Origin of the sequence: Nonomuraea dietziae (assembly GCF_014195505.1) — a bacterium.
Classification (GTDB): domain Bacteria; phylum Actinomycetota; class Actinomycetes; order Streptosporangiales; family Streptosporangiaceae; genus Nonomuraea; species Nonomuraea roseola.
Genome location: NZ_JACIBV010000002.1, coordinates 227446 through 249087, shown reverse-complemented (window position 1 = coordinate 249087; position 21642 = coordinate 227446). Strand labels below are relative to the sequence as shown.

Annotated in this window: 21 protein-coding genes and 1 pseudogene; 12 read left to right on the top strand and 10 right to left on the bottom strand. The window is 70.1% G+C overall.

All coding sequences use genetic code 11. The features are described 5' to 3' along the window. Window positions 1–343: 343 nt before the first annotated feature. The 3 genes from FHR33_RS43780 (at window position 344) to FHR33_RS43770 (ending at window position 2373) form a co-directional block, all read left to right on the top strand. Window positions 344–1177, top strand: coding sequence for an intradiol ring-cleavage dioxygenase (locus tag FHR33_RS43780; protein ID WP_183661052.1), 834 nt, complete (start codon window positions 344–346; stop codon window positions 1175–1177). 146 nt (window positions 1178–1323) lie between these two features. Continuing rightward, a complete protein-coding gene (locus FHR33_RS43775; protein ID WP_183661049.1) occupies window positions 1324–1848 on the top strand; it encodes a hypothetical protein in 525 nt (174 codons plus the stop codon). Window positions 1849–2049: 201 nt separating this feature from the next. Continuing rightward, the gene (locus FHR33_RS43770) at window positions 2050–2373 is read left to right on the top strand and encodes a sensory rhodopsin transducer (RefSeq protein WP_183661047.1); all 324 of its coding nucleotides are present in this window, start codon (window positions 2050–2052) and stop codon (window positions 2371–2373) included. A gap of 143 nt (window positions 2374–2516) precedes the next feature. Here the strand turns inward: FHR33_RS43770 and FHR33_RS43765 are convergent, their stop codons facing one another. Both FHR33_RS43765 and FHR33_RS43760 read right to left on the bottom strand, forming a co-directional pair. After that, window positions 2517–4604, bottom strand: a complete 2088-nt coding sequence (locus FHR33_RS43765; RefSeq protein WP_183661044.1) for a hypothetical protein — start codon at window positions 4602–4604, stop codon at window positions 2517–2519. 174 nt (window positions 4605–4778) lie between these two features. Next, window positions 4779–5477, bottom strand: coding sequence for a hypothetical protein (locus FHR33_RS43760; RefSeq protein WP_183661041.1), 699 nt, complete (start codon window positions 5475–5477; stop codon window positions 4779–4781). 206 nt (window positions 5478–5683) lie between these two features. Here FHR33_RS43760 and FHR33_RS43755 point away from each other — a divergent pair, with 206 nt between their 5' ends. Next, window positions 5684–6838: a sensor histidine kinase gene (locus FHR33_RS43755; RefSeq protein ID WP_183661038.1), complete on the top strand. Its 1155-nt coding sequence runs from the start codon at window positions 5684–5686 to the stop codon at window positions 6836–6838. 11 nt (window positions 6839–6849) lie between these two features. Next, on the top strand, window positions 6850–7536 hold the full coding sequence (locus tag FHR33_RS43750; RefSeq protein WP_183661035.1) for a response regulator: 687 nt from the start codon (window positions 6850–6852) through the stop codon (window positions 7534–7536). A 172-nt stretch (window positions 7537–7708) separates the two neighbouring features. Here FHR33_RS43750 and FHR33_RS43745 read toward each other — a convergent pair whose 3' ends face one another. Further along, window positions 7709–8098 carry a hypothetical protein gene (locus tag FHR33_RS43745; protein ID WP_183661032.1) on the bottom strand — a complete coding sequence of 130 codons (390 nt, stop codon included), beginning with the start codon at window positions 8096–8098 and terminating at the stop codon, window positions 7709–7711. Between the two features lie 1632 nt (window positions 8099–9730). Here FHR33_RS43745 and ligA point away from each other — a divergent pair. Together ligA and FHR33_RS43735 are read left to right on the top strand one after the other, a co-directional pair. Continuing rightward, entirely contained in the window at window positions 9731–11830 is a 2100-nt protein-coding gene (gene ligA / locus FHR33_RS43740; RefSeq protein WP_183661029.1) for an NAD-dependent DNA ligase LigA, read from the top strand. 31 nt (window positions 11831–11861) lie between these two features. Next, window positions 11862–11963 (top strand): annotated as a pseudogene (locus FHR33_RS43735) (IS481 family transposase); the annotation flags it as partial. A 282-nt stretch (window positions 11964–12245) separates the two neighbouring features. Here FHR33_RS43735 and FHR33_RS43730 read toward each other — a convergent pair. Beyond that, the gene (locus tag FHR33_RS43730; protein WP_183662263.1) at window positions 12246–12656 is read right to left on the bottom strand and encodes a VOC family protein; all 411 of its coding nucleotides are present in this window, start codon (window positions 12654–12656) and stop codon (window positions 12246–12248) included. Window positions 12657–12703: 47 nt separating this feature from the next. Between FHR33_RS43730 and FHR33_RS43725 the strand changes: the two genes are divergently transcribed. Then, window positions 12704–13297, top strand: coding sequence for a TetR/AcrR family transcriptional regulator (locus FHR33_RS43725; protein WP_312896048.1), 594 nt, complete (start codon window positions 12704–12706; stop codon window positions 13295–13297). A gap of 83 nt (window positions 13298–13380) precedes the next feature. On the opposite strand, the gene FHR33_RS43720 is transcribed toward FHR33_RS43725, so the two are convergent. The 5 genes from FHR33_RS43720 to FHR33_RS43700 all read right to left on the bottom strand — a co-directional run bounded on the left by FHR33_RS43720 (window position 13381) and on the right by FHR33_RS43700 (window position 17628). Beyond that, on the bottom strand, window positions 13381–14319 hold the full coding sequence (locus FHR33_RS43720) for an RNA polymerase sigma-70 factor (RefSeq protein WP_183661024.1): 939 nt from the start codon (window positions 14317–14319) through the stop codon (window positions 13381–13383). A gap of 142 nt (window positions 14320–14461) precedes the next feature. Continuing rightward, window positions 14462–14683 carry a hypothetical protein gene (locus FHR33_RS43715; RefSeq protein WP_183661021.1) on the bottom strand — a complete coding sequence of 74 codons (222 nt, stop codon included), beginning with the start codon at window positions 14681–14683 and terminating at the stop codon, window positions 14462–14464. A 530-nt stretch (window positions 14684–15213) separates the two neighbouring features. After that, window positions 15214–16080 carry a hypothetical protein gene (locus FHR33_RS43710; protein ID WP_183661018.1) on the bottom strand — a complete coding sequence of 289 codons (867 nt, stop codon included), beginning with the start codon at window positions 16078–16080 and terminating at the stop codon, window positions 15214–15216. Next, window positions 16077–16628, bottom strand: coding sequence for an RNA polymerase sigma factor (locus FHR33_RS43705; protein ID WP_183661016.1), 552 nt, complete (start codon window positions 16626–16628; stop codon window positions 16077–16079). The genes FHR33_RS43710 and FHR33_RS43705 overlap by 4 nt, the downstream gene beginning before the upstream one ends. 529 nt (window positions 16629–17157) lie before the next feature. Continuing rightward, window positions 17158–17628 (bottom strand): NUDIX hydrolase, encoded by a 471-nt coding sequence (locus FHR33_RS43700; RefSeq protein WP_183661014.1) that lies wholly within the window; start codon window positions 17626–17628, stop codon window positions 17158–17160. 361 nt (window positions 17629–17989) lie between these two features. On the opposite strand from FHR33_RS43700, the gene FHR33_RS43695 reads away from it, so the two are divergent. Genes FHR33_RS43695 through FHR33_RS43680 form a run of 4 tightly spaced genes read left to right on the top strand, consistent with a single transcriptional unit; the run spans window position 17990 to window position 20495 of the window. Further along, window positions 17990–18532, top strand: coding sequence for an RNA polymerase sigma factor (locus tag FHR33_RS43695; protein WP_183661012.1), 543 nt, complete (start codon window positions 17990–17992; stop codon window positions 18530–18532). Next, entirely contained in the window at window positions 18529–18972 is a 444-nt protein-coding gene (locus tag FHR33_RS43690) for a hypothetical protein (RefSeq protein ID WP_183661010.1), read from the top strand. The genes FHR33_RS43695 and FHR33_RS43690 overlap by 4 nt, the downstream gene beginning before the upstream one ends. Window positions 18973–19008: 36 nt before the next feature. Then, entirely contained in the window at window positions 19009–19920 is a 912-nt protein-coding gene (locus FHR33_RS43685; RefSeq protein WP_183661008.1) for a haloalkane dehalogenase, read from the top strand. Continuing rightward, window positions 19917–20495 carry a peroxiredoxin-like family protein gene (locus tag FHR33_RS43680; protein WP_183661006.1) on the top strand — a complete coding sequence of 193 codons (579 nt, stop codon included), beginning with the start codon at window positions 19917–19919 and terminating at the stop codon, window positions 20493–20495. The genes FHR33_RS43685 and FHR33_RS43680 overlap by 4 nt, the downstream gene beginning before the upstream one ends. 19 nt (window positions 20496–20514) lie before the next feature. On the opposite strand, the gene FHR33_RS43675 is transcribed toward FHR33_RS43680, so the two are convergent. Next, the gene (locus tag FHR33_RS43675; protein ID WP_183661004.1) at window positions 20515–21633 is read right to left on the bottom strand and encodes an epoxide hydrolase family protein; all 1119 of its coding nucleotides are present in this window, start codon (window positions 21631–21633) and stop codon (window positions 20515–20517) included. Between the last annotated feature and the right edge of the window lie 9 nt (window positions 21634–21642).

Genomic DNA, 21642 nt, shown 5'->3' with positions numbered 1-21642 from the left:
CTGATTCACGACACACAGAACGGCTCGGAGGTTGGATCCTGACTGAACTAGCCGAGGAATTGCGGACGTACTGCAGTAAGGAGTACAGGTACTGTCAGGCCTCCTGCGCCGAGCGTTACCGACCCGGCTCCTCGGCCTATGAGGAGTGCATGGAAGGATGTGACAAAGCTTATAGCGAGTGTTAGAGAGCGATCCCATGAGTTCCGGCTGGTTCCGGTTCAGGCGCCTCGCCAGATGGGGGCGGATTCGCTTCGCCTACGACGGAGGAGGAGTCGGACCAAAGGGGCCTGGCTGCTGACCGTGGACGACAGCAAGATATCGGCGGGTGAACCCTGGAGTACCCATGCCGCACCACGACATCTTCGACAGGGGACTCCAGTTCGACATGGCGGCGCTGCTGGAGCGCCGGAAGGTCCTGGGGCTGCTGGCCGGCGCAGGCCTGGCCACGCTGACCGGTTGCGGCGGCGACTCGACCGGCGCCGCGCCGAACACGTCCTCGAGTGGGCCGCCCCGCGCGTCGTCGAGCGCAGGCGCGTCCGCATCGAGCGCCACGTGCGCGCAGATCCCGGAGGAGACCGCGGGGCCGTACCCGGGTGACGGCTCGAACGGCCCGAACATCCTCACCCGGAGCGGCGTCGTCCGCAGCGACATCCGCGGCAGCGTCGGCTCGGCCTCGGGCACCGCCGAAGGCGTGCCCCTCACCATCGACCTGACCCTCCTCGACTCCTCCAGGGGCTGCTCGGCCCTGGCAGGCGCGGCGGTCTACGTGTGGCAGTGCGACCGCGACGGCAACTACTCGATGTACTCCGAGAGCATCGCGAGCGAGAACTACCTGCGCGGCGTCCAGGAATCCGACGGCGAAGGAAAGCTCACCTTCAAGAGCATCTTCCCTGCCTGTTACGCGGGGCGGTGGCCGCACATCCACTTCGAGGTCTACCCGAGCCTGGCCAGGACCACGAGCCCCGACCATAAGATCGTCGTCTCGCAGCTGGCGCTGCCCCGAGACGTCTGCGAGGCGGTGTACGCGACCGATGGCTACACCCAGAGCGTGCGCAACCTGTCACAGGTGTCCCTGGACAGTGACGGCATCTTCGGCGACGGGCACACGAGCCAGCTCGGCACGGTCACCGGCAGCGTGAGCTCAGGTCTGGCCGTCAGCCTCTCGGTCGCCGTCTAGCCGGGGTCTCCGAGCGGCCCGACCGGACCGATCGAACAGGGCGGCCACCGCCTCGGACCGCCGCGAACGAGGCAGTCCGCGGCCGGTTCCGGCGCCACCAGCGCCTCACAGCTGGGCAGGGGCGGACATCGTGCGACACTGAGGCGGTGACGGCGATCTTCCCACGGCTGCCACCCGCGCCGCCCGAGACCACGTCCGGCCGGCGCACCGGGTGGGGCATCGTCGGCCGGATGCTCGTTACCGGCGCCGCGGGTGGCGCCTTCACAGGGGTGATCACCGCCCAGGTGTTCCTCATCAGCGCCCTTGCCGGCGCCGAACACGTGGACCGGCTCGCGTTCCTCGCAGGGCTGGCGCAGGTTTCCCTGGTGGGCGGTGTCGTCGGGCTGTTGGCGGGGACATCGCTCGCTGTGCCCGCCCTGATGGTGCTCCTGCCGTCGGCCACCTGGGCGGCCAGGCGCGGATGGCGGGCACGAACCGCCGGCGTGGCCGCCTGCCTGCTGCCCGTGGCCGCCCTGAACGCAGCAGGAGTGATCGCGACAGAAGCACGAGACGGCCTGCTGTGGCCGTCGCCCGCGTTGGCCGTCCCGGTCTTCGCGATGGCGATCGCTATCGGGCTGTGGCGCGGCCCCGACCTCCTCCGGCAGCGCACCACCAGGCACACCACGGGCTGAGGCGCCGGCCAGGCCACGTCCTGCCGACAGGCCCCCGCCTCCGATGTCCTCGTCGTCTCGGGCGGGCGCGACCCGGCTGAGCAAGCCGTGCGGTCACTGTGCGCCGGAGGCGATCCGTTGGAGGCCGGCGGGCACGACAAGCGTGACTCCTGGATAACGGGGTAGCGGGACGACTGCCGCAGTAGCAGACGGGAGTCGCGCATGAGCACCATGGTGGGGAACTGGAAGATGGCGATCACGGACGGGTGCATGCCCGGCGACCAGCTCAGCCTGTTCAACATCAGCCCCTGCAACGCCCACGTCGAGCTGACGTTCTGCGCGGAGGGCGGTCAGCCGCTCGGGCCGTTCCGCTTGGTCATCCCTCCGCAGCGCACGCAGTCTCCGATCTTGGAGGAGCTGGTCGATTCCGACCTGCCGTCCCCGAGCCTGCCGTATTCCGTCGTGGTCGTGTCGGACGCGCCAGTGCTCGTGCAGCCTCGCCCGGCGAGCCAGGACGTGCCGAAGGCGCGGCGGTCCACGGACTGACCGTGAACGTCGCGCCGGCACGCCGGCGCGAGAATCTCGCCGAAGAGTCCGACAGGTGTGGCCGCCGAGGTCGTGCGGGCGAACACGCAAGTGGCCCATCGGGCTGACCCTCTGCGGGAAGGGGGCGAGTGGAGCCAGGCCCGTCAGCCACAGGTGACGCTGTACGAGACGAATTCGGAAACCGCCCTGTTGGGCGCGACGACCTGGAGGTAGCCGGTCACCTTTCCGCGGGTGGACACGATCGCGCGCCAGTCCTTCCACTCCACGGTTCTGGTGAGCGGGCCGCCTTCGGGGAACGTGATCTGCTGGGTCGGGCTGCTGGTGTTGTTGTCGAAGCGCCAGGCGTACTCGACCGGCACCGAGGTCGGCGCGGACACCGTGATCGTCGCGGTGGCCTTCAGATCGACCGGGCAGGCGCCCGTGTGGTTGGCCGGCGTGATGGCCGCACTCGTCACCGACATCACCTTCCCGCCGATGTCCGGCGTGGGCGGCTTTCCGTTGCAGGTCAGGGAGTACTCTCCCGGCGCGCCCTGGACCTTGGCGGGGCCGGTGACGTCCAGCCACATCGTGGCCGCGTGGCTCCTGGAGGTCATCCAGGTGTGCGTGGCACGCCGCGTTCCCGGCTCGGTGAACTGGAGCTTCTCCTCCTGCCCGTAGCCGCCGTCGTCCCAGCGCCACCGGTAGGTCACGGTCAGCGGGTAGGTCAGGCCCTTGGGGGCGGTGACCGTCGCCGCGGCGGTGAGCTGGTAGGGGTTGGCAGTCGTGCAGGCGCCCGGTTCGCCGCTCCACGTGGTGACGGCCGTCCGGGACACGGTGACCTGGCCCGGTTCGTCGGCCCTGCAGGTGACCGACCAGGTGATCGGCGCCGACTCCTTCCAGTGGCCGTAGTCGTCGGCGGTGGCGACGAGAAGGGCGGTCGATCCCTTCGCGGTGCCGGTCTCGACCCAGTCCCTGGTGTAGGTCCTGCTTCCAGAGATCCTCTCGACGGCGACGCTCGTGCCGGGGTACTTCCAGGAGTGCCAGACCAGCGCGGACCCGCCCGTCACGGTGATCGTCGCCGTGGTCCGCACCGTCACGGGGCAGGCCCCGGTGTACGGCTGGGCGGGCGAGACGACCTTGGTCTCGGAGAAGTTGACGTGAACGCACGTGATGGCGAACTTCACCGGCTGGGTCCGCGCCTGGCCCGGCGAGGTGACCTCGACCCAGGCCGATCCGCCGTTCGTCCTGGCCGGGTCGGCGACCGGCCAGGTGAGGGTGAGGTCCCTGGTGAGGTCGGTGCCCTTGATCTCGGTCTCGCCGGGCACCGTGGTGCCGTCGCTGCGGACCCATCTGTAGGTGACCTTCGCCGGCTGCGACACGGCGAGGGTCGCGTGGAAGGTGAACTGTAGCGGCCTGGTGCAGGAGCCCTGGTAGCCGGCCGGCGTCACCCACGGGTTCGTCACGCTCGCGACGACCGGGGGCGGGGCCGGGTCGGCCGCGCAGGCGACGCGGTACGGGGCCCTGTTCGACGTGTTCAGCACCCTGCCGTCAGGACCCAGGATCTCGATCCAGCGCGTACCCGACTGGCCGGTCAGGAAGGTACGGCTGGAGCCGACCGTCCGCGTGGAGGCGCCGGAGAACCAGAGCCGCTCGGTGCCGAGCGCGCCGCCGTCGCTGTCCACCCAGCGGTAGGAGACGGCCGCGGGCACCCGGGAAACCTTGATCGTGCCGGTGAAGCGCAGCGTTCCGCCTCCGGTCGGGCACTTTCCCGAGTAGCCGTCGCCGGTCACCTCGGCCGACGCCGTAGGCGCCGGCGACAGTCCGGGCGCCTCGGAGAGGCTGACGTCCCGCGGCCCCGCTTCACAGGAGACCGAGTAGTGGGCGCGCTTGGATACCAGCTTCTTCGGGCTGAGCACCTGTACGGCCTGCCAGCCCCGGGTGCTGCCGGAGAAGGAGCGCCGTTCCCTCAGCGTGGTCCTCGCTCCCGCCCGGACGGTCTTTACCACGCTCCTGCTGCCGTCGCTGCGGATCCAGCGGTAGGTCAGCCGGGCCGCCCCCTTGACCGTGACGGTCGCGGAGAAGAGCGTCGAGGCCGGACACGGCCCGCCGCTGCGGGCCGGGGACGCCTTGACCGCGGCGATCTGGACAGTAGGCGCTGCCGCGGCGTTCGCGGGAGCGGCGAACACCCCCGTCGACAGGCAGAGAGCGGCGGCCGCCGACAGGACGCTCCGCCACCATAGGTCTTTCCTCACGCAAACTCCGTTATCTAGTGAAATAGCCCGCGTAGTCTGATTGATCTGACTTGAGGGAGAGTTGGAAGCAACTGCAAACGTCACCGCCTCACCGGCGCGACGGTCATGAGGGTGCGGCCTGAGCGGCCCCCTCACCGGTCGGCCGGCGCTTCGGCGGCAACCGTGCCGCCGGTGTCACACTGCGGCACGCTCGCGCTGGAACGTGCGCACACCGGCGACCGCGAGCGGGAGGAACAGCAGGCTGAACGCGCCGCCCACCACATGCGTCAGGTGGATCGGGATGAACATCATCGCGACGAAAGCACCGAGGTAGACGGCGGTCAGCCACCAGCCGACCACACCGGCGCGGGCGAGCCCGGCGCACAGCGCGAGCAGGCCCAGGAAGGCGAACATCTCGGTGCCGCTCCACAGGGGCATGAACGCCGACCCGTCCACGGTGTCGGAGATCCGCACCGCGACGTCGATCGGCAACTGCCGGCCGACGACCATCCGCCACCAGTCGTCGCGTACGGCGCCGGACACGTTCAGCAGCCCGACTGCGGCGGCCAGCGCCCCGAACAGGGTCGGCCACCGCCCTTTTCGCCCGCGGATGAGCCCGGGCACGACCATGGCCCCCAGCGCGCCGGCGATCAGGCCGTAGTGCAGCAGGATCGCCGACAGCTCCGTCAGGAAGCTGTCGCGGGCCAGCGAGGTGACGTAGTCCACCGTCGAGTCGGAGTCCTGCGGCGGGCAGGTCATCATGCCGGCGAACATGAGCAGGGGGCCGGCGATCAGGGCGGCACCGCCGGCGCGCCGCAGGAGACGGCCGGCTCTGTCAGCGGGCTCGGGGAGGCCGGCGGTGGTGGCCGTCGCGGTGTGAGCAGGGGTGGTCATGTCGTACCTCCGGGTCGCGTGTCGTCAGCGGAAGAACTCTCCCGCCGGGACGGCAGGCGGCGCGTCAGCCGTTGCGTACAGTGATGGCTCCGCGCTTCGACGGACCGGCTCGCGCGCGGGTCCGCCGTTCGAGGGACCCGCTACGCGGCGGTGGTCCGCCATCTGGCGGACTCGGCAGGCACCGGACGTCATTACCATCGGTAGCCATGACGATGACCCGGCTGAGGGACGCCCGCCTCGTTCCGCTGGTGTTCGGACCGCTGATCGGCGCCCTGTCCGTCGTGGAGACGAACCTCGACGACTTCTTCGGCGCCAGCGCCGCGGCCACCTCCATCTCGGGGATCGTGCTGGGCGTCGGTCTGGTGGTCTCCACCTGGTATCCCCTCGTCGGCGCGGTCGTCGCGGCCGCCTGCTTCCCGATCGGCGTGGTGGCGTTCGGCGCACCGGGAGCCGGCGGCGCGGCGATGATCGGCCTCATCGGGGCGGTCGCCTGGGCCGGATGGCGGGAGCCGCCGGGGCGTTCAGCCGTCGCGCTGTGCTGTGCGGCCGGGTCCTTCGCCGGGACGTCGGTCATCGCCGGCGAGTCGCTGTGGGAGCTGTTCTTCGTGCCGGCGATCCTGCTGCCGGGCTGGTGCATGGGACTGCTCGCACGGCGTAGCGGCGAACGGGCGGTGAAGCTGGCCGAGCTGGCCGCGGCGCTCGACGCCGAGCGGGAGGCGAACGCCCAGGCCGCGGTCGTCCAGGAGCGCACGCGCATCGCGCGGGAGGTGCACGACGCCGTCGCGCACTCTGTCAGTGTGATGACCCTGCAGCTGGGCGGCTTGCGCCGGCTGCTGTCCGACCGTCCCCCCGAGCAGGAGATCGTGGCCGGACTGGAGCGGCTCGGGCGGCAGACGGTGGAGGAGATGCGCGGCCTGGTCGGCATCCTGCGCGAGCGTGGCGACGGCGAGCGGCCGGCGCCCGTCCCGTCACTGGCCCGGGTCGACGAGCTGATCTCCGACGTGCGCGCCGCCGGCCTGGTGGTGCGCCTGAACTCCCCGGCCGACCTGCCGCGGCTGCCGCCGGTGCTCGATCTCACCGCCTACCGCGTGCTGCAGGAGGCGCTGACGAATGTGCTCCGGCACGCCGGCGCGGCTCCGACCGCGGTCGCCATCGGATACACCGAGCAGGCGCTGACTCTGGAGGTGCGCAACGAACCCGCGCGGGTGCCGCGCGCCGGGATACCCGCGAAGCGCGGCGGCCACGGGTTGGTCGGCATGCGCGAACGGCTGGCGATGGTGCACGGCAGCCTGCATGCCGCCCCCGAACCGGATGGCGGCTTCGCGGTCCGTGCCCGATTCCCGCTCCCCCGAACACGGTAGGAAACAACGACATGACCATCTCGGTGGCGCTCGTCGACGACGAGGCGATGATCCGGGTAGGCCTGCGGATGGTGCTCAGCGGCGAGTCGGACATCCGGGTCGTCGGAGAGGCGGCCGACGGCGTCGAGGCCCTTGACCTCGTCGCGCGTACCCGCCCCGACGTCGTGCTGATCGACGTGCGCATGCCGCGCATGGACGGTCTGGAAGCGGCGCGGCGGCTCGTACGCGAGCACCCGGACAGCAAGGTCATCGTGCTGACCACGTTCGACGAGGACGAGCACGTCGCGTCCGCACTGCGCGCCGGAGTCAGCGGGTTCCTGCTGAAGGTGGCGCCGCCGGAGCATCTGATCGAGGCGGTGCGGACGGTCGCGGCCGGCGGCGGCCTGCTGGACCCTGCGGTCACCCTGAGGGTGATCGCGGCGTTCGCCGCGCAGCCGGATCCGAGCCAGGTGACGAGCCGGGCGGCCGAGCTGGAGTCGCTCACCACCCGGGAGACCGACGTGTTGAAGCTGCTGGCGCAGGGCTTGACGAACACCCAGATCGCGACCCGGCTCTACCTGGGCGAGGCGACCGTCAAGACGCACCTGTCCCGGATCCTGATGAAGCTCAACGTGACCACCCGCGTCCAGGCGGTCGTCTTCGCCTACGAGAGCGGGCTCGTCCGCCCCGGGACCGGAACGACCGGGTTCCCTGGGTGAGCGGGGGTCCGTGGGGCCGCCCCGGTTCCTGCTGAATCGGCCCAGGTCAGAGGGTGTGGAAGGCAACCTCGGGTTGGCCGGTGAAGAACCGATGATGCCAGGGGTAGACAGGTCACCGTCACGGCCAACCGCGTCACACGCGGGCCGGGTGCGTCTGGGAGCAGAGCCGGGATCAACGGCGGTACCGGTAGTGGGGGATCGCCTTGACGGTGGCGTACGTCCTGAAGTCGGCGTCGCCGTTCTCGTAGTCCCACCACGCCTCTTTCAGCCGCGAATCGACCACGTTGCACGTGCTGCTGCGGGAATGGCCACGCTTGATGGGGCCGAGGTAGACCGTCCCCTTGCCCACGTAACGTCCGTTGACCCTGAGGCGACAGGTTCCGCCCACCCAGGCGATGTCGTACCGGCTGGTGTTCGTCACCTTGATACGGATCTCGCAGGCCGTCTTGCACCACCCGAAGCTGAGCTTCAGCCGCGGAGCGGCCGCCGCGGCGGCGGCGGGAGGTGCGGCAAGTGAGCCGACCAGCAGAAAAGAGCTTAAGAACGCGAGGAATCGTTTCACGTCTACTCCTGGTAGAACGGATTCGGATGATCGGACACAGGCCTTTCCGCGGTGGCGACGGCCCGCGACGGCGGCTCGGGGGGTGAGCGCCTACTCCGTGTCGGTAACATACACGATGTATGTCACACGGTCTGCAGGCTCTGGGTCAAGAGCCGCCTCGGGGCCGGGTGCTTCGGCTTCCGGATCCATTTCAGTCATCCTCGCGGTCCCCGCCCGGTGGGGTCATCCGCCAGTGGCGGGGCATACAGCGACGATCGGCGCCTGTCCTCTTGCTGTGAGGCACTCGCGGTACGGCTGTCGCACCTCGACTCACGTCGTCGTGTGTTACGACACGCTGATGGGCCGATCTTCCTGCGCTCGCCAGGGCGTCGGCGGGCTTCGCCGAGCGTGTGGCCGGGATCCGGCTCCGCAGCACCGACCGCGCGATACGGAAAGGGCCCGACGGCAGGAAATGCGCCCGCCCCGCGGGCGGACGCCTCGTCGAGCCGCCCGATCGCGCTGGACGAGCAGGAGGTCGAGACGGTGTGGCTCGAACGGCCAGCCCCACCGGGCCGGCCCGCTCGACGAACTGCTGCTGGATCGGCTCGCCCTCGCCGTCACCGCGGTCGTCGAGAGATACGGCCTGGGGCGAACGTGAGATCAGAGCGGACAGCGATGAGGCGGGCGCTGCGACTCCTGGGCTTCACCACCGATCTTCCGGTACGCGTCGTCGCCGCGCCTGACCTGCGCGACCCGTCTGGCGAAGACGCCGCCGCTGGCCGAGGCCGCCATGCGGGCGCCGGCCAGCATGGGGTCGGCGGCTCTTGAGATGTTGGGACGCCTACCGCACCAGCAGCTCCCAGCGCTGGGCCCATCGTGGCGGAGGCGTTTGTTCTACTGAGCGGATCTGCTGCTGGAAGCCAGAGAACGGAACTGCTTCCAGCAGCAGAATTCTGATCGTCAATCGACGTGCGGCGCAGTTCGGCTATGCCACTGCACCTGGGTCGTTTGACCGCCCGTTCCTGCCGTCTCGGACGTTCGGCGACCGGCTGGTCCGAGACCTACAACGGCCGTCCCTCACTGCCGTAGTAGTCGAGGTCGGTGCCCCCGTGTGGCTGGAAGCACTCGGCGTGCGCGTCGTCGTGGTCGTACTCGTCGGTGAACGACATGCTTCGTCTTCGTCCTTCTGAATTTCGTCTCGTTGCCATGGGTCAAGCAATGATCTTGATTTGCGGCTTGCGAGAACTTCGCAGCGGCCGCTTCAAATTGCCCTATCGTTCCGGCAGGAAACCTGTGGAGTTGTGATATGTCTCATGTACTGCGAAGCGCCGAAAGTGGGTATGACCAGCAGAATTGCTTCACACGCGAGATCCGCGCCCACGACGCCGGGGCCAGCCGTACCCCGCCAGGCGGGGTGGTCATGCCTGAGTTCCGCGACCGGGCGGCGGCTTTCGCGTGACCCTTCAGACCGGGCCGACGGGCAGGTGATTCCGGCCCGGTAGCAGAAGCGCCCGCATGTGGCATCCCCACCATGGACGTGGAACCGGCACGTCGAGAAGCGGTAGGTTCGCTGCTCCGTGCCGGGACGGTCGTCTGCGGGGGCGGCCTTCCCGGCCTCCATGGATTGTCGGTGCCGACCGGCATGATGAACGCATGAGCGACGCACCCCCCATGATCACCCTTGCTGATCGCGCCTCCTACGCCGAGGCCGTGCGCGAGGCCGTCGGAGCCTCCGCCGCCTACTACGCCGACGGCACCTCCGCGCTCGACGACGACGCCTACGACCGGCTGGTGCGCGGCATCGAGGCCTACGAGCAGGCCCACCCCGACGAGGTGCTGCCCGACTCCCCGACGGGCAAGGTGGCCGGTGGCGCGGTGGTGGGCGACGTGCCGCACACGGTGCCGATGCTCTCGCTCGACAACGTCTTCAAGCCCGAGCAGCTGGCCGGTTGGGTGACCTCGCTGGAGCGCAGGCTCGGGCGGCAGGTCGCCGCGTGGAGTGTGGAGCCCAAGCTCGACGGGCTCGCGGTCTCCGCGCGCTACCGGGGCGGGCGGCTCGTCCAGTTGGTCACCAGGGGAGACGGCGCCGCCGGTGAGGACGTCTCGCACGCCATCGGCACCGTCGTCGGCCTGCCGGAGCGGCTGGCCGAACCGGTCACGGTGGAGCTGCGCGGCGAGGTGATGATGACGGCCGAACAGTTCACGCAGGCGTGCGACAAGCGCCGCGCGCACGACGGCACGACGTTCGCCAACCCGCGCAGCGCGGCGGCGGGCACTCTGCGCGCCCAGGACCGGGCCTACACCTGCGAGCTCACCTTCTTCGCCTACGGCGCGCTGCCGCTACCGCCGCAGGACGACTCCGAGCTGGCCGCGCGGCTGCGGGAGCTGCCGCACAGCCAGATCATGGAGTGGGTCGCGGGGCAGGGCGTGCGCACCACGGCCGTGACGGCTGTGGCGGGCGTCGTCGCCGCCGACCTCGCGGGGGTGCAGGAGCGGATCGAGCAGATCGCCGCACTCAGGGCCGAGCTGCCCTTCGGCATCGACGGCATCGTCGTCAAGTGCGACCTGGCCGGCGACCAGGCACAGGCCGGGTTCGGCACGCGGGCGCCGAGGTGGGCGGTCGCCTACAAATTGCCCGCCACCGAGAAGATCACCAAGTTGCTCGCGGTGGAATGGAACACCGGCCGAACCGGCGTCATCGCCCCGAGGGCCGTCCTCCAACCGGTGGAGCTCGACGGCAGCACGGTCAAGTACGCGACGTTGCACAACGTCGCCGACATCACCCGCCGAGGGCTCATGCTCGGCGACAGCGTCGTCGTCTACAAGGCGGGCGACGTGATCCCGCGCGTGGAGGCGCCCGTCGTGCACCTGCGCACCGGCGACGAACGGCCGATCGAGTTCCCCCAGGTGTGTCCCTCGTGCGGCGACGGCATCGACGCCTCGCAGGAGCGGTGGAGATGCGTGCGCGGCAGGGCGTGCAAGGCGAGCGCCTCCATCACCTACGCGGTCGGGCGCGACCAGCTCGACATCGAGGGCCTCGCCGACAGCCGTATCCTTCAACTGCTGGACGCCGGGCTCATCGCCGACTTCGCCGACCTGTTCTTCCTCACCCGCGAGCAACTGCTGCCCCTCGAGCGCATGGGCGAGGTCAGCAGCGACAACCTGCTCGCCGCCATCGAGCAGGCCAAGACCAGGCCGCTGAGCCGGGTGTTCTGCGCGCTGGGCGTGCGCGGCACCGGCCGGTCGATAAGCCGCAGGATCGCCCGTCACTTCGCCACGATGGAGGCGATCAGGGCGGCCGACGCCGAGGCGATCCAGGCGGTGGAGGGCATCGGCCCCGAAAAGGCGCCCGTGGTGGTGGCCGAGCTGGCCGCGCTCGGGCCCCTCATCGACAAGCTGGTCAAGGCGGGGGTGACGATGACCGAGCCAGGAGCCGTGCCACCCGCCCCCGCAGGCCAGGGCCCCGATCCCGTGGGCCACGCACTCGCGGACGACGTGCCCGCTCTGCCACTGACCGGTATGTCGGTGGTCGTCACAGGGGCGATGAGCGGACCGCTGGAGGCGCTGTCGCGCAACGAGGTGAACGAGCTGGTCGAGCGCGCGGGAGGCAAGGCGTCCTCGAGCGTGTCGGCGAAGACGTCGCTGCTGGTGGCGGGGGAGAAGGCCGGATCCAAGCGCACCAAGGCCGAAGCGCTGGGCGTACGGACCGTCACGCCGGAGGAGTTCGCCGACCTCGTCGCGGCGTTCAGATAGGCCCCACCCCAACCGAACCCCCCAAGCCCTCCCGCCGTGGCTCCACACCTACAGTCACCACCGCGGCCACACCGCAGTGAACGGCCGAGCACCCGCCAGCCGCGTACTCAACCTCGCAGGACAGAACAGCTAGCGCGACCGGGCAGACCGGGTCGGCGAGGGCGGGCCGGGTTCCGCGCGTCACGGTGATCGACGCGGGCCCGCGCCCGTTGGAGGGGGATGGACGAGCCGCTGCGCCCCTCAACCGCGCCTCTCAACGCCGGCTCGGCCGGGCCAGCGATCGGAGCGATCCTGGATCCGACGATCGTCCGGCCCACTCCCGTCTGGGGTTGGGATGTGATCGTGGGGTCCGCTCGTGCCGGCGTACCCGGGCGGCGTACCCGGGCCGCCCCCGGATGTGGGGGCGGCCGGGAAGTCATGGGGTGACGTACTGGTTGGCGTACTCGCCCTGCGGCGGGATCGGGGTGATGACGTCGATCAGGATGCCGTTGGGGTCGGCCACGATGAAGTGGCGCTGCCCGAAGTCCTCGCTGCGCAGCTCGAGCTCGGCGGACAGCCCTTCCCGCACGACTAGCCGCTCCCACTCGGCGTCGACGTCTTCCACCTCGAAGTTGAGCAGCAGCCCCTGCGCGGCCCTGCCCCGATACCGCTCGGGGATGGTGGGGTGGCTCGGGTCCAGGAGGGCCAGCTCGTACGGCCCGCGGCGCAGGCTCACGTACCAGTCGGCCTCGAAGGTCGTCTCGAAGCCCATCAGGCGGGTGTAGAAGTCGTGCGACTCCTTGAGGCTGGTCGTGCAGATGACCGGATAGAAGCTGGTCAGCGTCATAGCGAGTCCTTTCACATACCGACGGTATGTCAGCATACCATCGGTATGTGAACGGGACGGCGAGAGCGCGGCAGCGCGAGGAGACCAGGCGGACGCTCGTGCGCGAGAGCAGGCGGCTGTTCGCCGCGCGCGGCTACGGAGCCGTCGGGCTGTCGGAGATCGTCCGCGCCGCGGGCGTCACCAAGGGCGCGCTCTATCACCACTTCGACAGCAAGGCTGAGCTGTTTCGCGCGGTGGTCGAGCAGGTGCAGCAGGAGGTCGGCCGGCGGGTGGCCGAAGGAGCCGACGCCATGGACGACCCGTGGGACCAGCTCGTCGCCGGCTGCGAGGCCTTCCTCGCCGCGGGCGCCGATCCCGAGGTGCAGCAGATCATGCTCATCGACGGCCCCGCCGTACTGGGCTGGAACGAGTGGCGGGCGATGGATGAGGCCGCGTCGGCCAGCCACCTGGCCGACGCGCTGGCGGCACTGGTCGAGGCGGGGGTCATCGCAGGCCAGCCGCTCGCGCCGCTGACCCATCTGCTCTCGGGGGCGATGAACGAGGCGGCGCTGTGGCTGGCCTCCTCGACGGGCCCGAACGATCTGGCCGACACCCAGGCCGCCCTCGTGCGGATGCTGGAGTCGCTGCGCGTGCGTTCGTGACCGGCGCGGCGCGCCAAAGCGCCAACGGAATGCCCGCCTGACGCGCGTTGTCCTCTTCCAGTGGTGTCCGTCAGCTGTCCGGTTCAGCGGTGCAGGGTGGTCGGCTGCTCGATCCTTGACAGCTTTTCGGGGTTGCGTACGGCGTACAGGCCGGTGATGAGGCCGTCGTCGATGCGTACCGCCAGGACGGTGTCGACCTCGCCGTCGAGCCGGAGGATCAGTGCCGGGTAGCCGTTGACCTGTGCAGGCTGCAGGGATGCCGCGTTGATCGTGCTCAGCCGCCCGGTGGCCAGCACGTGAGCCACCTGGTCGGCGCCGACGACGGGCGTCAGCGCGGCCTGGACGACTCCACCGCCGTCGCCCACCAGGACGACGTCGGGTGCGAGCTTGTCGAGCAGGCTCTGCAGGTCGCCGGTTTCGACCGCCCGTTGGAACGCCCTGAGCGCATCGTGCGCTTCGGCCAGGGGAACGACCCCGCGCGGGCGGCGCGCGGCGACGTGCGTCCGGGCCCGGTGGGCGATCTGGCGGACCGCGACGGGGGTCTTGCCGACCGCTTCGGCGATCTCGTCGTAGCCGAGGTCGAACACCTCGCGCAGCACGAACACCGCCCGCTCGACCGGGGCGAGAGTCTCCAGCACCAGCAGCATCGCCATCGAGACGCTGTCGGCCAGCACCACGTCATGGGCCACGTCCGGCGCGGTCAGCAGCGGCTCGGGCAGCCAGGGGCCGATGTAGGACTCCTTGCGGCGGCGGAGCGTACGCATCCGGCCGAGCGCCTGACGCGTGGTGATCCGGACCAGGTAGGCGCGCCGATCCCGCACGTGGTCCAGATCGACGCCCGCCCACCGCAGCCACGTCTCTTGCAGGACGTCCTCCGCGTCGGCGGCCGAGCCGAGCATCTCGTAGGCGACGGTGAACAACAGGTTGCGGTGGGCCACGAACACCTCGGTGGCTGAGTCCACGCGGCCACGGTCGGCGGGCGGCTCGGGTGTGTCCATGACCGGTTCGCTGCGCTCGCTCATCGTGGGGTTTCTGCCTTTCGGTGTTGATCGTGCCACACGCACAAGACACCGGTCCCCGCCCTCTTGTGACAGCCAGAGCGTGTGGCACATGTCACACGCTCTGGCTGTCACGGGGCCTGGGTGACCGGCATCTTCATGGCCGTCAGACGCCGCGCCGCTGAGCCTCGCGGCAGGTATCGCGCACGCCAAGGATCTGGCTCACGCCGGACAGAGCGCCACGCGCGTCAACCTGGTCGCGGCCTGGCGGGAGAGCACGGTGTTCACCGACGCCGAGCGCGCCGTCCTGGAACTCACCGAGCAGGGCACCCGCATCGCCGACGGCGCCGGCGGCGTCACCGACGAGGGCCTGGGCCAACGCCGCCAAGCACTACGACGACGACCAACTCGCCACCTTGATGCTGGTCATCGCCCTTATCAACGCCACCAACCGCTTCGCCGTCGTCAACCGGCAGCGCGGCGGCGACTACCAGCCCGCTCAGTCCGCCCAGCTCCGCACAACCCCGGAGCCAGGCAAGCTCCTGCACCTGGCGTTCCCCGACGCTGGAGCGCTCGCGGGGCAGAACCCGGGAGGGGAACCCGGGCACGGGCAGACGAGGGATCCTTCGGCGCGCGGCGAGAAGCGGCGACCAGGTCTCCGCCTCCGTTCTCCCCGACCCGAGCCCGGCCGCCTCCCCGGTCCAACGGTCCCCGTTTGGGAATCCCCCGGAACACCCCCCGACAGGACCGACGCCCAGGTCAGGGCGTTGCGTCTCGACCCACTCCTAGGGCTTGTCCTGTCGTCCACCCTTGCTCGGCGCGGACCTGGAACAGGCCCTGGTCCCCGCGGGAGGCGCACCGAGGCACGCAACAGGTGAGCACCCGTTCGGCGCTGACGAGTGCTCACCTGTTCTCACTTCAGAATCCGGGCGGTGGAGTCGCGCCTGCCCCTGGCTCGATGTGCAGGACGATCACGCCGTCGTTGTAGGTTTCCGCTGTCGCCACCTTCCAGCTCGGATCGATGCGGGAAGCGGGCACGCCCTGCTCGTAGCGAACGCCGTCGCCTCCGTCCCGAAGCGGCCAGTCGAGTTCGTAGGCCACCCTGAGGTCGCGCTCGCGCACGACTTGTACCGCCTCGGCCACCGATCGTCCCTGCAGCTTCACTCCGGCAAGGGCCTCACCTGGCCAGCTCGCATCGGCAGGATAGGCATACCTCTCGCCCGGCTTCGCCGGGCGGCCCAGGTGGAACTGCGCGGACCCCTTGATGTCGGCGGTCACGCGGAAGGCCGTCAGACACCCCTCGACCCGCTCGCCGCAGTCGGACAGGGTGGACGACATGCGTGCGTCGGGATCAGTCTTGTCGAACCCGACGACGGGTGCGCGCTGCTGCGGCGAGACGGGGATCAGCTTGACCGTGATGTCGTCCAGCCCGACCTTCCTGAAGGCCTTCTCCAACTCGGCGGGATCGGGATCGCCGTCGGTGATGTAGAAGACGTACCAGTCGCCGTCGCGGTCGATTGTGACGGCCTGGCTGGCGTACACCTGCCCGGACTCCTTGAAGAGGGAGGGCACGACGACAAAGCCTCCCGTCAGGACGGCCACAGCGGCCAGGCCCAGCAGTGCGCGGCGGGGTGACGGCATGAGCCGCCGCCGGGCCGGCTCCTGCTCCCTCTCCTGCAGCACGATCTCGGCCAGCAGCGCGTCCGCCCCCGCGGTGGACGCCCGGCCGGCCAGGTGCTCGTCCAGTACCCTGGCCCGGTTCTTGAAGATCTGGTCGTTGTTCACCGTGACTCCTTCTCGATGAGCGGCCGCGCTTCGAGGCGGGGCATCGACGGGCGGGTCTTCTCCAGCGCCTTGGCGAAGCGCTTGCGGGCGCGGTACAGGCGGATGCGGGCGGCGTTGCGTGAGCAGCCCAGCACCGCGGCGATCTCTCCGGGGTCGAGTTCCTCCCAGACGGACAGGGCCAGCAGCTCGCGATCGTCGTCGGAGAGCAGGTTCATGGCCTCGTCGACTTCGTCAGCCCCGGTCCGAGGAGAGGGCATGGCGTAGAGGACCTCGGCCTCGGCCGTGAGTTCGGCGTGTCGAGTGGCTCTGCGCCGCTCGCCACGACGGTGGTTGGCCAGGACCCGCCGGGCCACGCCGTACAGCCAGAGCCTGCCGGCCTCGCCACGCGGTAGCTCCCCTATTCGCCGCCACGCGATCACGTAGGTCTCGGCCACGACATCGGCGGCGTCTTCGGGGGAGGAACACCGCCGCATGGCGTAACCGAGGATCTGTTCATACGTGTGCCGGTACATGGCCTCGAACCGGTGCCGGCTGTTTGTTTCATCCATGCGTCATCCTCATCGGACCTTCCGAACGCTTTTGGGTTTCGTTTTCTACGTGTCCGCGAGCGACGGCAGAATTTCAGGCCGGGGCAGAGAGTCGAGGGGATCCCGAACGCCTCCGGCACCGTGGGGCGCCTCGGTAACGCTGTGTGTCACATCAGCGGGGCGTGGCCGCCGTCGGCTTTCCCGTAGTCCCGAAGTCATCGCCCGAGAGCACCGTCAGTCTCGATCGGAGTGCTCAAACCACCATGCCCAGGCTCGGCATCGTGGTGGTTGAAGGTGGACGATGGAGGGCCGCCTCCTGCAGCGCGTCGAAGCGGGGGGGAACCTGCCACGGCCCGAACAACGTGACGCTGGGTGAGCAGCTGCCCGGCGGTTGCTCGAACAGACGCCCAGAAGGGGGCACAGGAAAGCACACCGTGCCGACCAACGGATACCCCTTGCCGGAGAGCGGCACCTGCTTCTCGTCCCGTGGGTGAGGACGTTGTGGGGGGCATGTCGTACGTCCGTTGAGATCAGCAGAGCGGATCGACGCTCAGTGCTGGATCAAGCCACCCACCGGGATGGGATCGACATGGCCGGTTGCCGGAAGGGTCAGCGCCAGAGAGAGTCCGACATCGACCAACGATGAGCGGCGCAGGCATGCGACATCGGGAACGGGGGTCCAGACCGACTCGGCGGTCTCGCCGTTCGGCTCAGGCCGGAGTCGGCCACCGGTGATACGCACCCGGTAGAAGATGCCGACATTCTGGTGCTCGGGCAGGCCGGGCGAGCGGTCGGCCGCGGGGATCACCCTCGAATCCACACCCAGCAAGCGTTCAACCGCCCCGTCACAGCCGGTCTCCTCGGCGACCTCCCGGATGACCGCGTCGAAGGGATCCTCCCCGTGCTCGACCTTTCCGCCCGGAAGAGTCCAGTTCCGCTCGCCCCGAGGTCCTACGTGGTGGGCGAGCAGCACCCGTCCGTCCTCGATGCACACGGCGTACGCCGCCAGTCGGAAGCTCATCGCCGCACGCTATCCCAGCGTCCAAAGCTCCGCGCCGGCCCTCCTTTCCGTCCGCGCAACCCGGCCCGGGACCTCCCAGGTGCCGTCCATCGGCTTGCAGGGCGGCAGATCACGGATGCAGGTCCGCCATCCCATCGGTCGCCCTTTCACGGGCGACAATGCCATGGCTTGCGGTCAGTTCCGGGAGGCGATGCGGTAGGACCGGATGACGGTCTGTTCGACGGTGTCGCCCGCGGCGTCGGCGCGCAGGGAGACGAACCCGCCGTTCCAGCCGTGAGCTGAGCCGACCTCACCCTCGCGTCCTGTCCACCTCGTGAACCCGCGGGGCTGTATTCCCGACTGTTGTGGGTGAGGAGGCAGTGTGACTGACGAACTGCTGGTGGTGCGGTGCCAGCTCGGAGAGCGCGAGGCGCTCGCCGAGCTGGTGCGCGCATGGCACGACCCGGTGTGGACCTACGTGCGGCGCATGCTCGACCACGGTGACGCCGACGACGTGGCCCAGGAGGTGTGGCTGGCCGTGGTGCGCGGCCTTCCCAGGCTCCGGGAGCCCGGAAGGTTCGCGCCGTGGCTGTTCACGATCGCGCGCCGCGCGGTGACCAACAGGCTGCGCGAGGAGTACGGCAGGCAGGAGACGACCACGGCGTCCGGCCAGGTCACCGAGCACGCGGACGAGCAGGTGGTCGAGGACAGGGCTGAGGTGATGGCGGACAGGGCCGCGCTGGTCGCGGGGCTGTCCGGGCTGCCCTTGGCCGAGAGGGAGATCCTGGTGCTGTTCTACCTGGAGGACCTGTCGATCGAGGACTGCGCGCAGATCTGCGCCATCCCGGTCGGAACGGTGAAGTCGCGCCTGTCACGGGCCAGGCGCCTGCTGAGAGAACAACTGGGTGAGAGGGGAACGCGATGATGGACGCCGACGACATGATCAGAAGGCTGTCCGGACCGGTGTCGCTGCGCAGGCGCATGGCGTACGTGGTGGCGCTGGTCATGGGGCTGGGCGGGGCGCTGGCCATCGGGTTGTTGTGGGCCACGGAGGAGCGGCCGCCGCCGGTCTTCGGCGGCTTCGCCGTCCTGTGCCTGGCCTGGGCCTGCTACGGCGGCTGGGCGCTGACCCGCAGGACGCCGCTGTTCGCGCTCGACAGGGTCATCGGCGGCTGGATCGCCGTGGCCGCGACCTGGCCGCTGACCCTGCTCACCGTCGCGCTGGCGGTGGACAGGCCGGGCTGGGCTGGCTGGGCGGGCGCGGCGGTGAACGTGGTGCTCGCGCTGGTGGCGGCCTTCGTGCTGGTCAGGGCCAGGTCGGCGCGGGCGGCCCTGCTGCGCCGCAAGCGCGAGCTCGGCGGCTGATGTCACACTCCTGGCGCCCACCCGCTCTCAGGAGGCATGAACATCCTTCGCACACCGGACGACCGGTTCGAAAACCTGCCCGATTTCCCCTTCGAGCCGCACTACGTCGAACTCGACGACGGCATCAGAGTCCACTACCTCGACGAGCGCCCGGAGCGGCCCTCGGGCGAGACGGTACTGCTGCTGCACGGCGAGCCGACGTGGAGCTACCTGTACCGGCACGTCATCCCGCCGCTGGTCGCGGCGGGACATCGGTGCGTGGCACCCGACCTGGTCGGGTTCGGTCGCTCGGACAAGCCCGCCGACCGCTTCGCCTACACCTACCAGAGCCACGTCGACTGGCTGCGGGAGACCGTCTTCGACCGGCTCGACCTGCGTGACGTGACGATGGTCTGCCACGACTGGGGCGGCCTGCTCGGCCTGCGTCTGATGGCCGAGCACCCTGACAGGTTCCGCCGCGTCGTGGCGACCAACACCGTCCTGCACGCCGGCGACCAGGGTGACATGGGACCCTTCTACGCCCAGTGGCTGCAGCACAGCCAGCGCGTGCGGCCGTTCAGCGCGGGGCAGGTCGTCGCGACGGGCACCGTCACCGACCTCGACCCCGCGGTGGTCGCGGCCTACGACGCGCCCTTCCCCGAGGAGGACCACGTGCAGGGCGCCCGCCGCTTCCCGCTGCTGATCCCCATCACCCCCGCCGACGAGGCGGCCCCTGCCAACCGCAAGGCGTGGGAGGTGCTGGAAAGCCTCGACACTCCGTTCCTGTGCGCCTTCAGCGACAGGGACTTCGTTCTCGGCCAGGCGCACACTACCTTCAGGGAGCGCGTTCCCGGCGCGAAGGGCCTGCCGCACACCACGATCGTCGGCGGCGGTCACTTCGTCCAGGAGGACCAGGGGCCGCGACTGGCGCAGATCGTCGACGACTTCATCAGGTCGGCGGCCCGATGAGGACCGTCGAGGCCCGCGAGCTGAGCACGATCACGGGCGAGCGCGTGCGACTGCCCGCCCCCGACGGGCTGACGCACCTGCAGTTCCGCCGCTACGCCGGCTGCCCGATCTGCAACATGCACCTGCGCACGATCGCCGCGCGGCACGAGGAGATCAGGGCCGCGGGCGTCCACGAGATCGTGGTCTTCCACTCCTGCGCCGAGGACATGCTGCCCCACCAGGGCCTGCTGCCCTTCGCCGCGATCGCCGACCCCGGCAGGCGGCTGTACGCCGAGTTCGGGGTGGAGACCTCCGCCGGAGCGGTGCTGCATCCGCGCGCCTGGACCACCCCGATGCGGCCAGGCTCGTGGCCGGTGGTCGCCCGCGGCCTGCGCCGCGGCGGCAGGCCGTACCCCACGGGCGGGGAGACGGTGCTCGGGCTGCCCGCCGACTTCCTCATCGACCCTGGCGGGCAGATCCTCTCCCACAGGTACGGCAGGCACGCCGGCGACCAGTGGGAGGTCGACGAGCTCCTCCTCCTCGCAGCGCGTGCCGGAACGCAGGCAGGGCCGGCTACGCGAACGCACCCCGCCTGAGCGGCCTGCCCGCTGCCGCTCAGGCGAGGGAGGTGAAGAAGGCGCGGACGTCGGCGACGTAGAGGTCCGGCTGCTCGAGCGCGGCGAAGGTGCCGCCGCGCTCGTGCTCGACCCAGCTCACCACGTTGTTGTCCCGTTCGGCGAACCTGCGGATCGGGCGCAGGATGTCCTTGGGGAACACCGAGACCGCCGTGGGCACCGTCGCGGGCTTGAGCTCCCACTCCACCGAGGTGTCCTGGTCGGTGTCCGGCGTCTCGACGAAGGAGCGGGCCGCCGAGCCCGCGGTGTTGGTCAGCCAGTAGAGCATCACGTTCGTCAGCAGACGGTCGCGCGGGATCTCGGCGTCGCTCCATTCGTGGAAGACGCCGGTGAACCACGACAGCAGCGCGACGGGGGAGTCGGCCATGCCGTAGGCGAAGGTCTGCGGGCGGGCGGACTGGATGAGCTTGTAGCCGTACTGCTCGGTCAGGTAGCGCTCACGGAAGGCCATCCGCTCCTGCTCGACCTCGGTGAGGCCGTCGAGCTCGCCCGGCAGGCCCATGGGGAAGCAGATGATGCCGTTGCCGTGCATGCCGACGACGCGTTCGGGGGCCAGCACGCCGATCTCCCTGGAGATCCAGGTGCCCCAGTCGCCGCCCTGCACGCCGAACCGGTCGTAGCCGAGCCTGGTCATCAGCTCAAGCCACGCTCTGGCGATGCGGGTGGAGCCCCAGCCGACCTCGCGGGTCTGGCCCGACAGGCCGTAGCCGGGCAGCGAGGGGATGACGAGCGTGAAGTCGGCCGACAGGGCCTCGATCACGTCGAGGTACTCCACGGGGGAGCTGGGCCAGCCGTGAGTGATCAGCAGCGGAAGCGCGTCGGGATTGGCCGAGCGGACGTGCAGGAAGTGGATGGTCTGCCCGTCGATCTCGGTGGTGAACTGCGGGTGTGCGTTGAGCTCGGACTCGGCCTCGCGCCAGGAGTAGCCGGTACGCCAGTGGTCGACGAGGTCGCGCAGGTGGGCCAGGGGCACGCCGTACTGCCAGCCGAGCCCGGGGACCTCGTCGGGCCAGCGGACCCTGTCGAGCCGCTCGCGCAGGTCGTCCAGGTCGGCCTGGGCCACGTCGAGACGGAAGGGCCGGATGTCGTTCTGTGGCAAGAGCTTCTC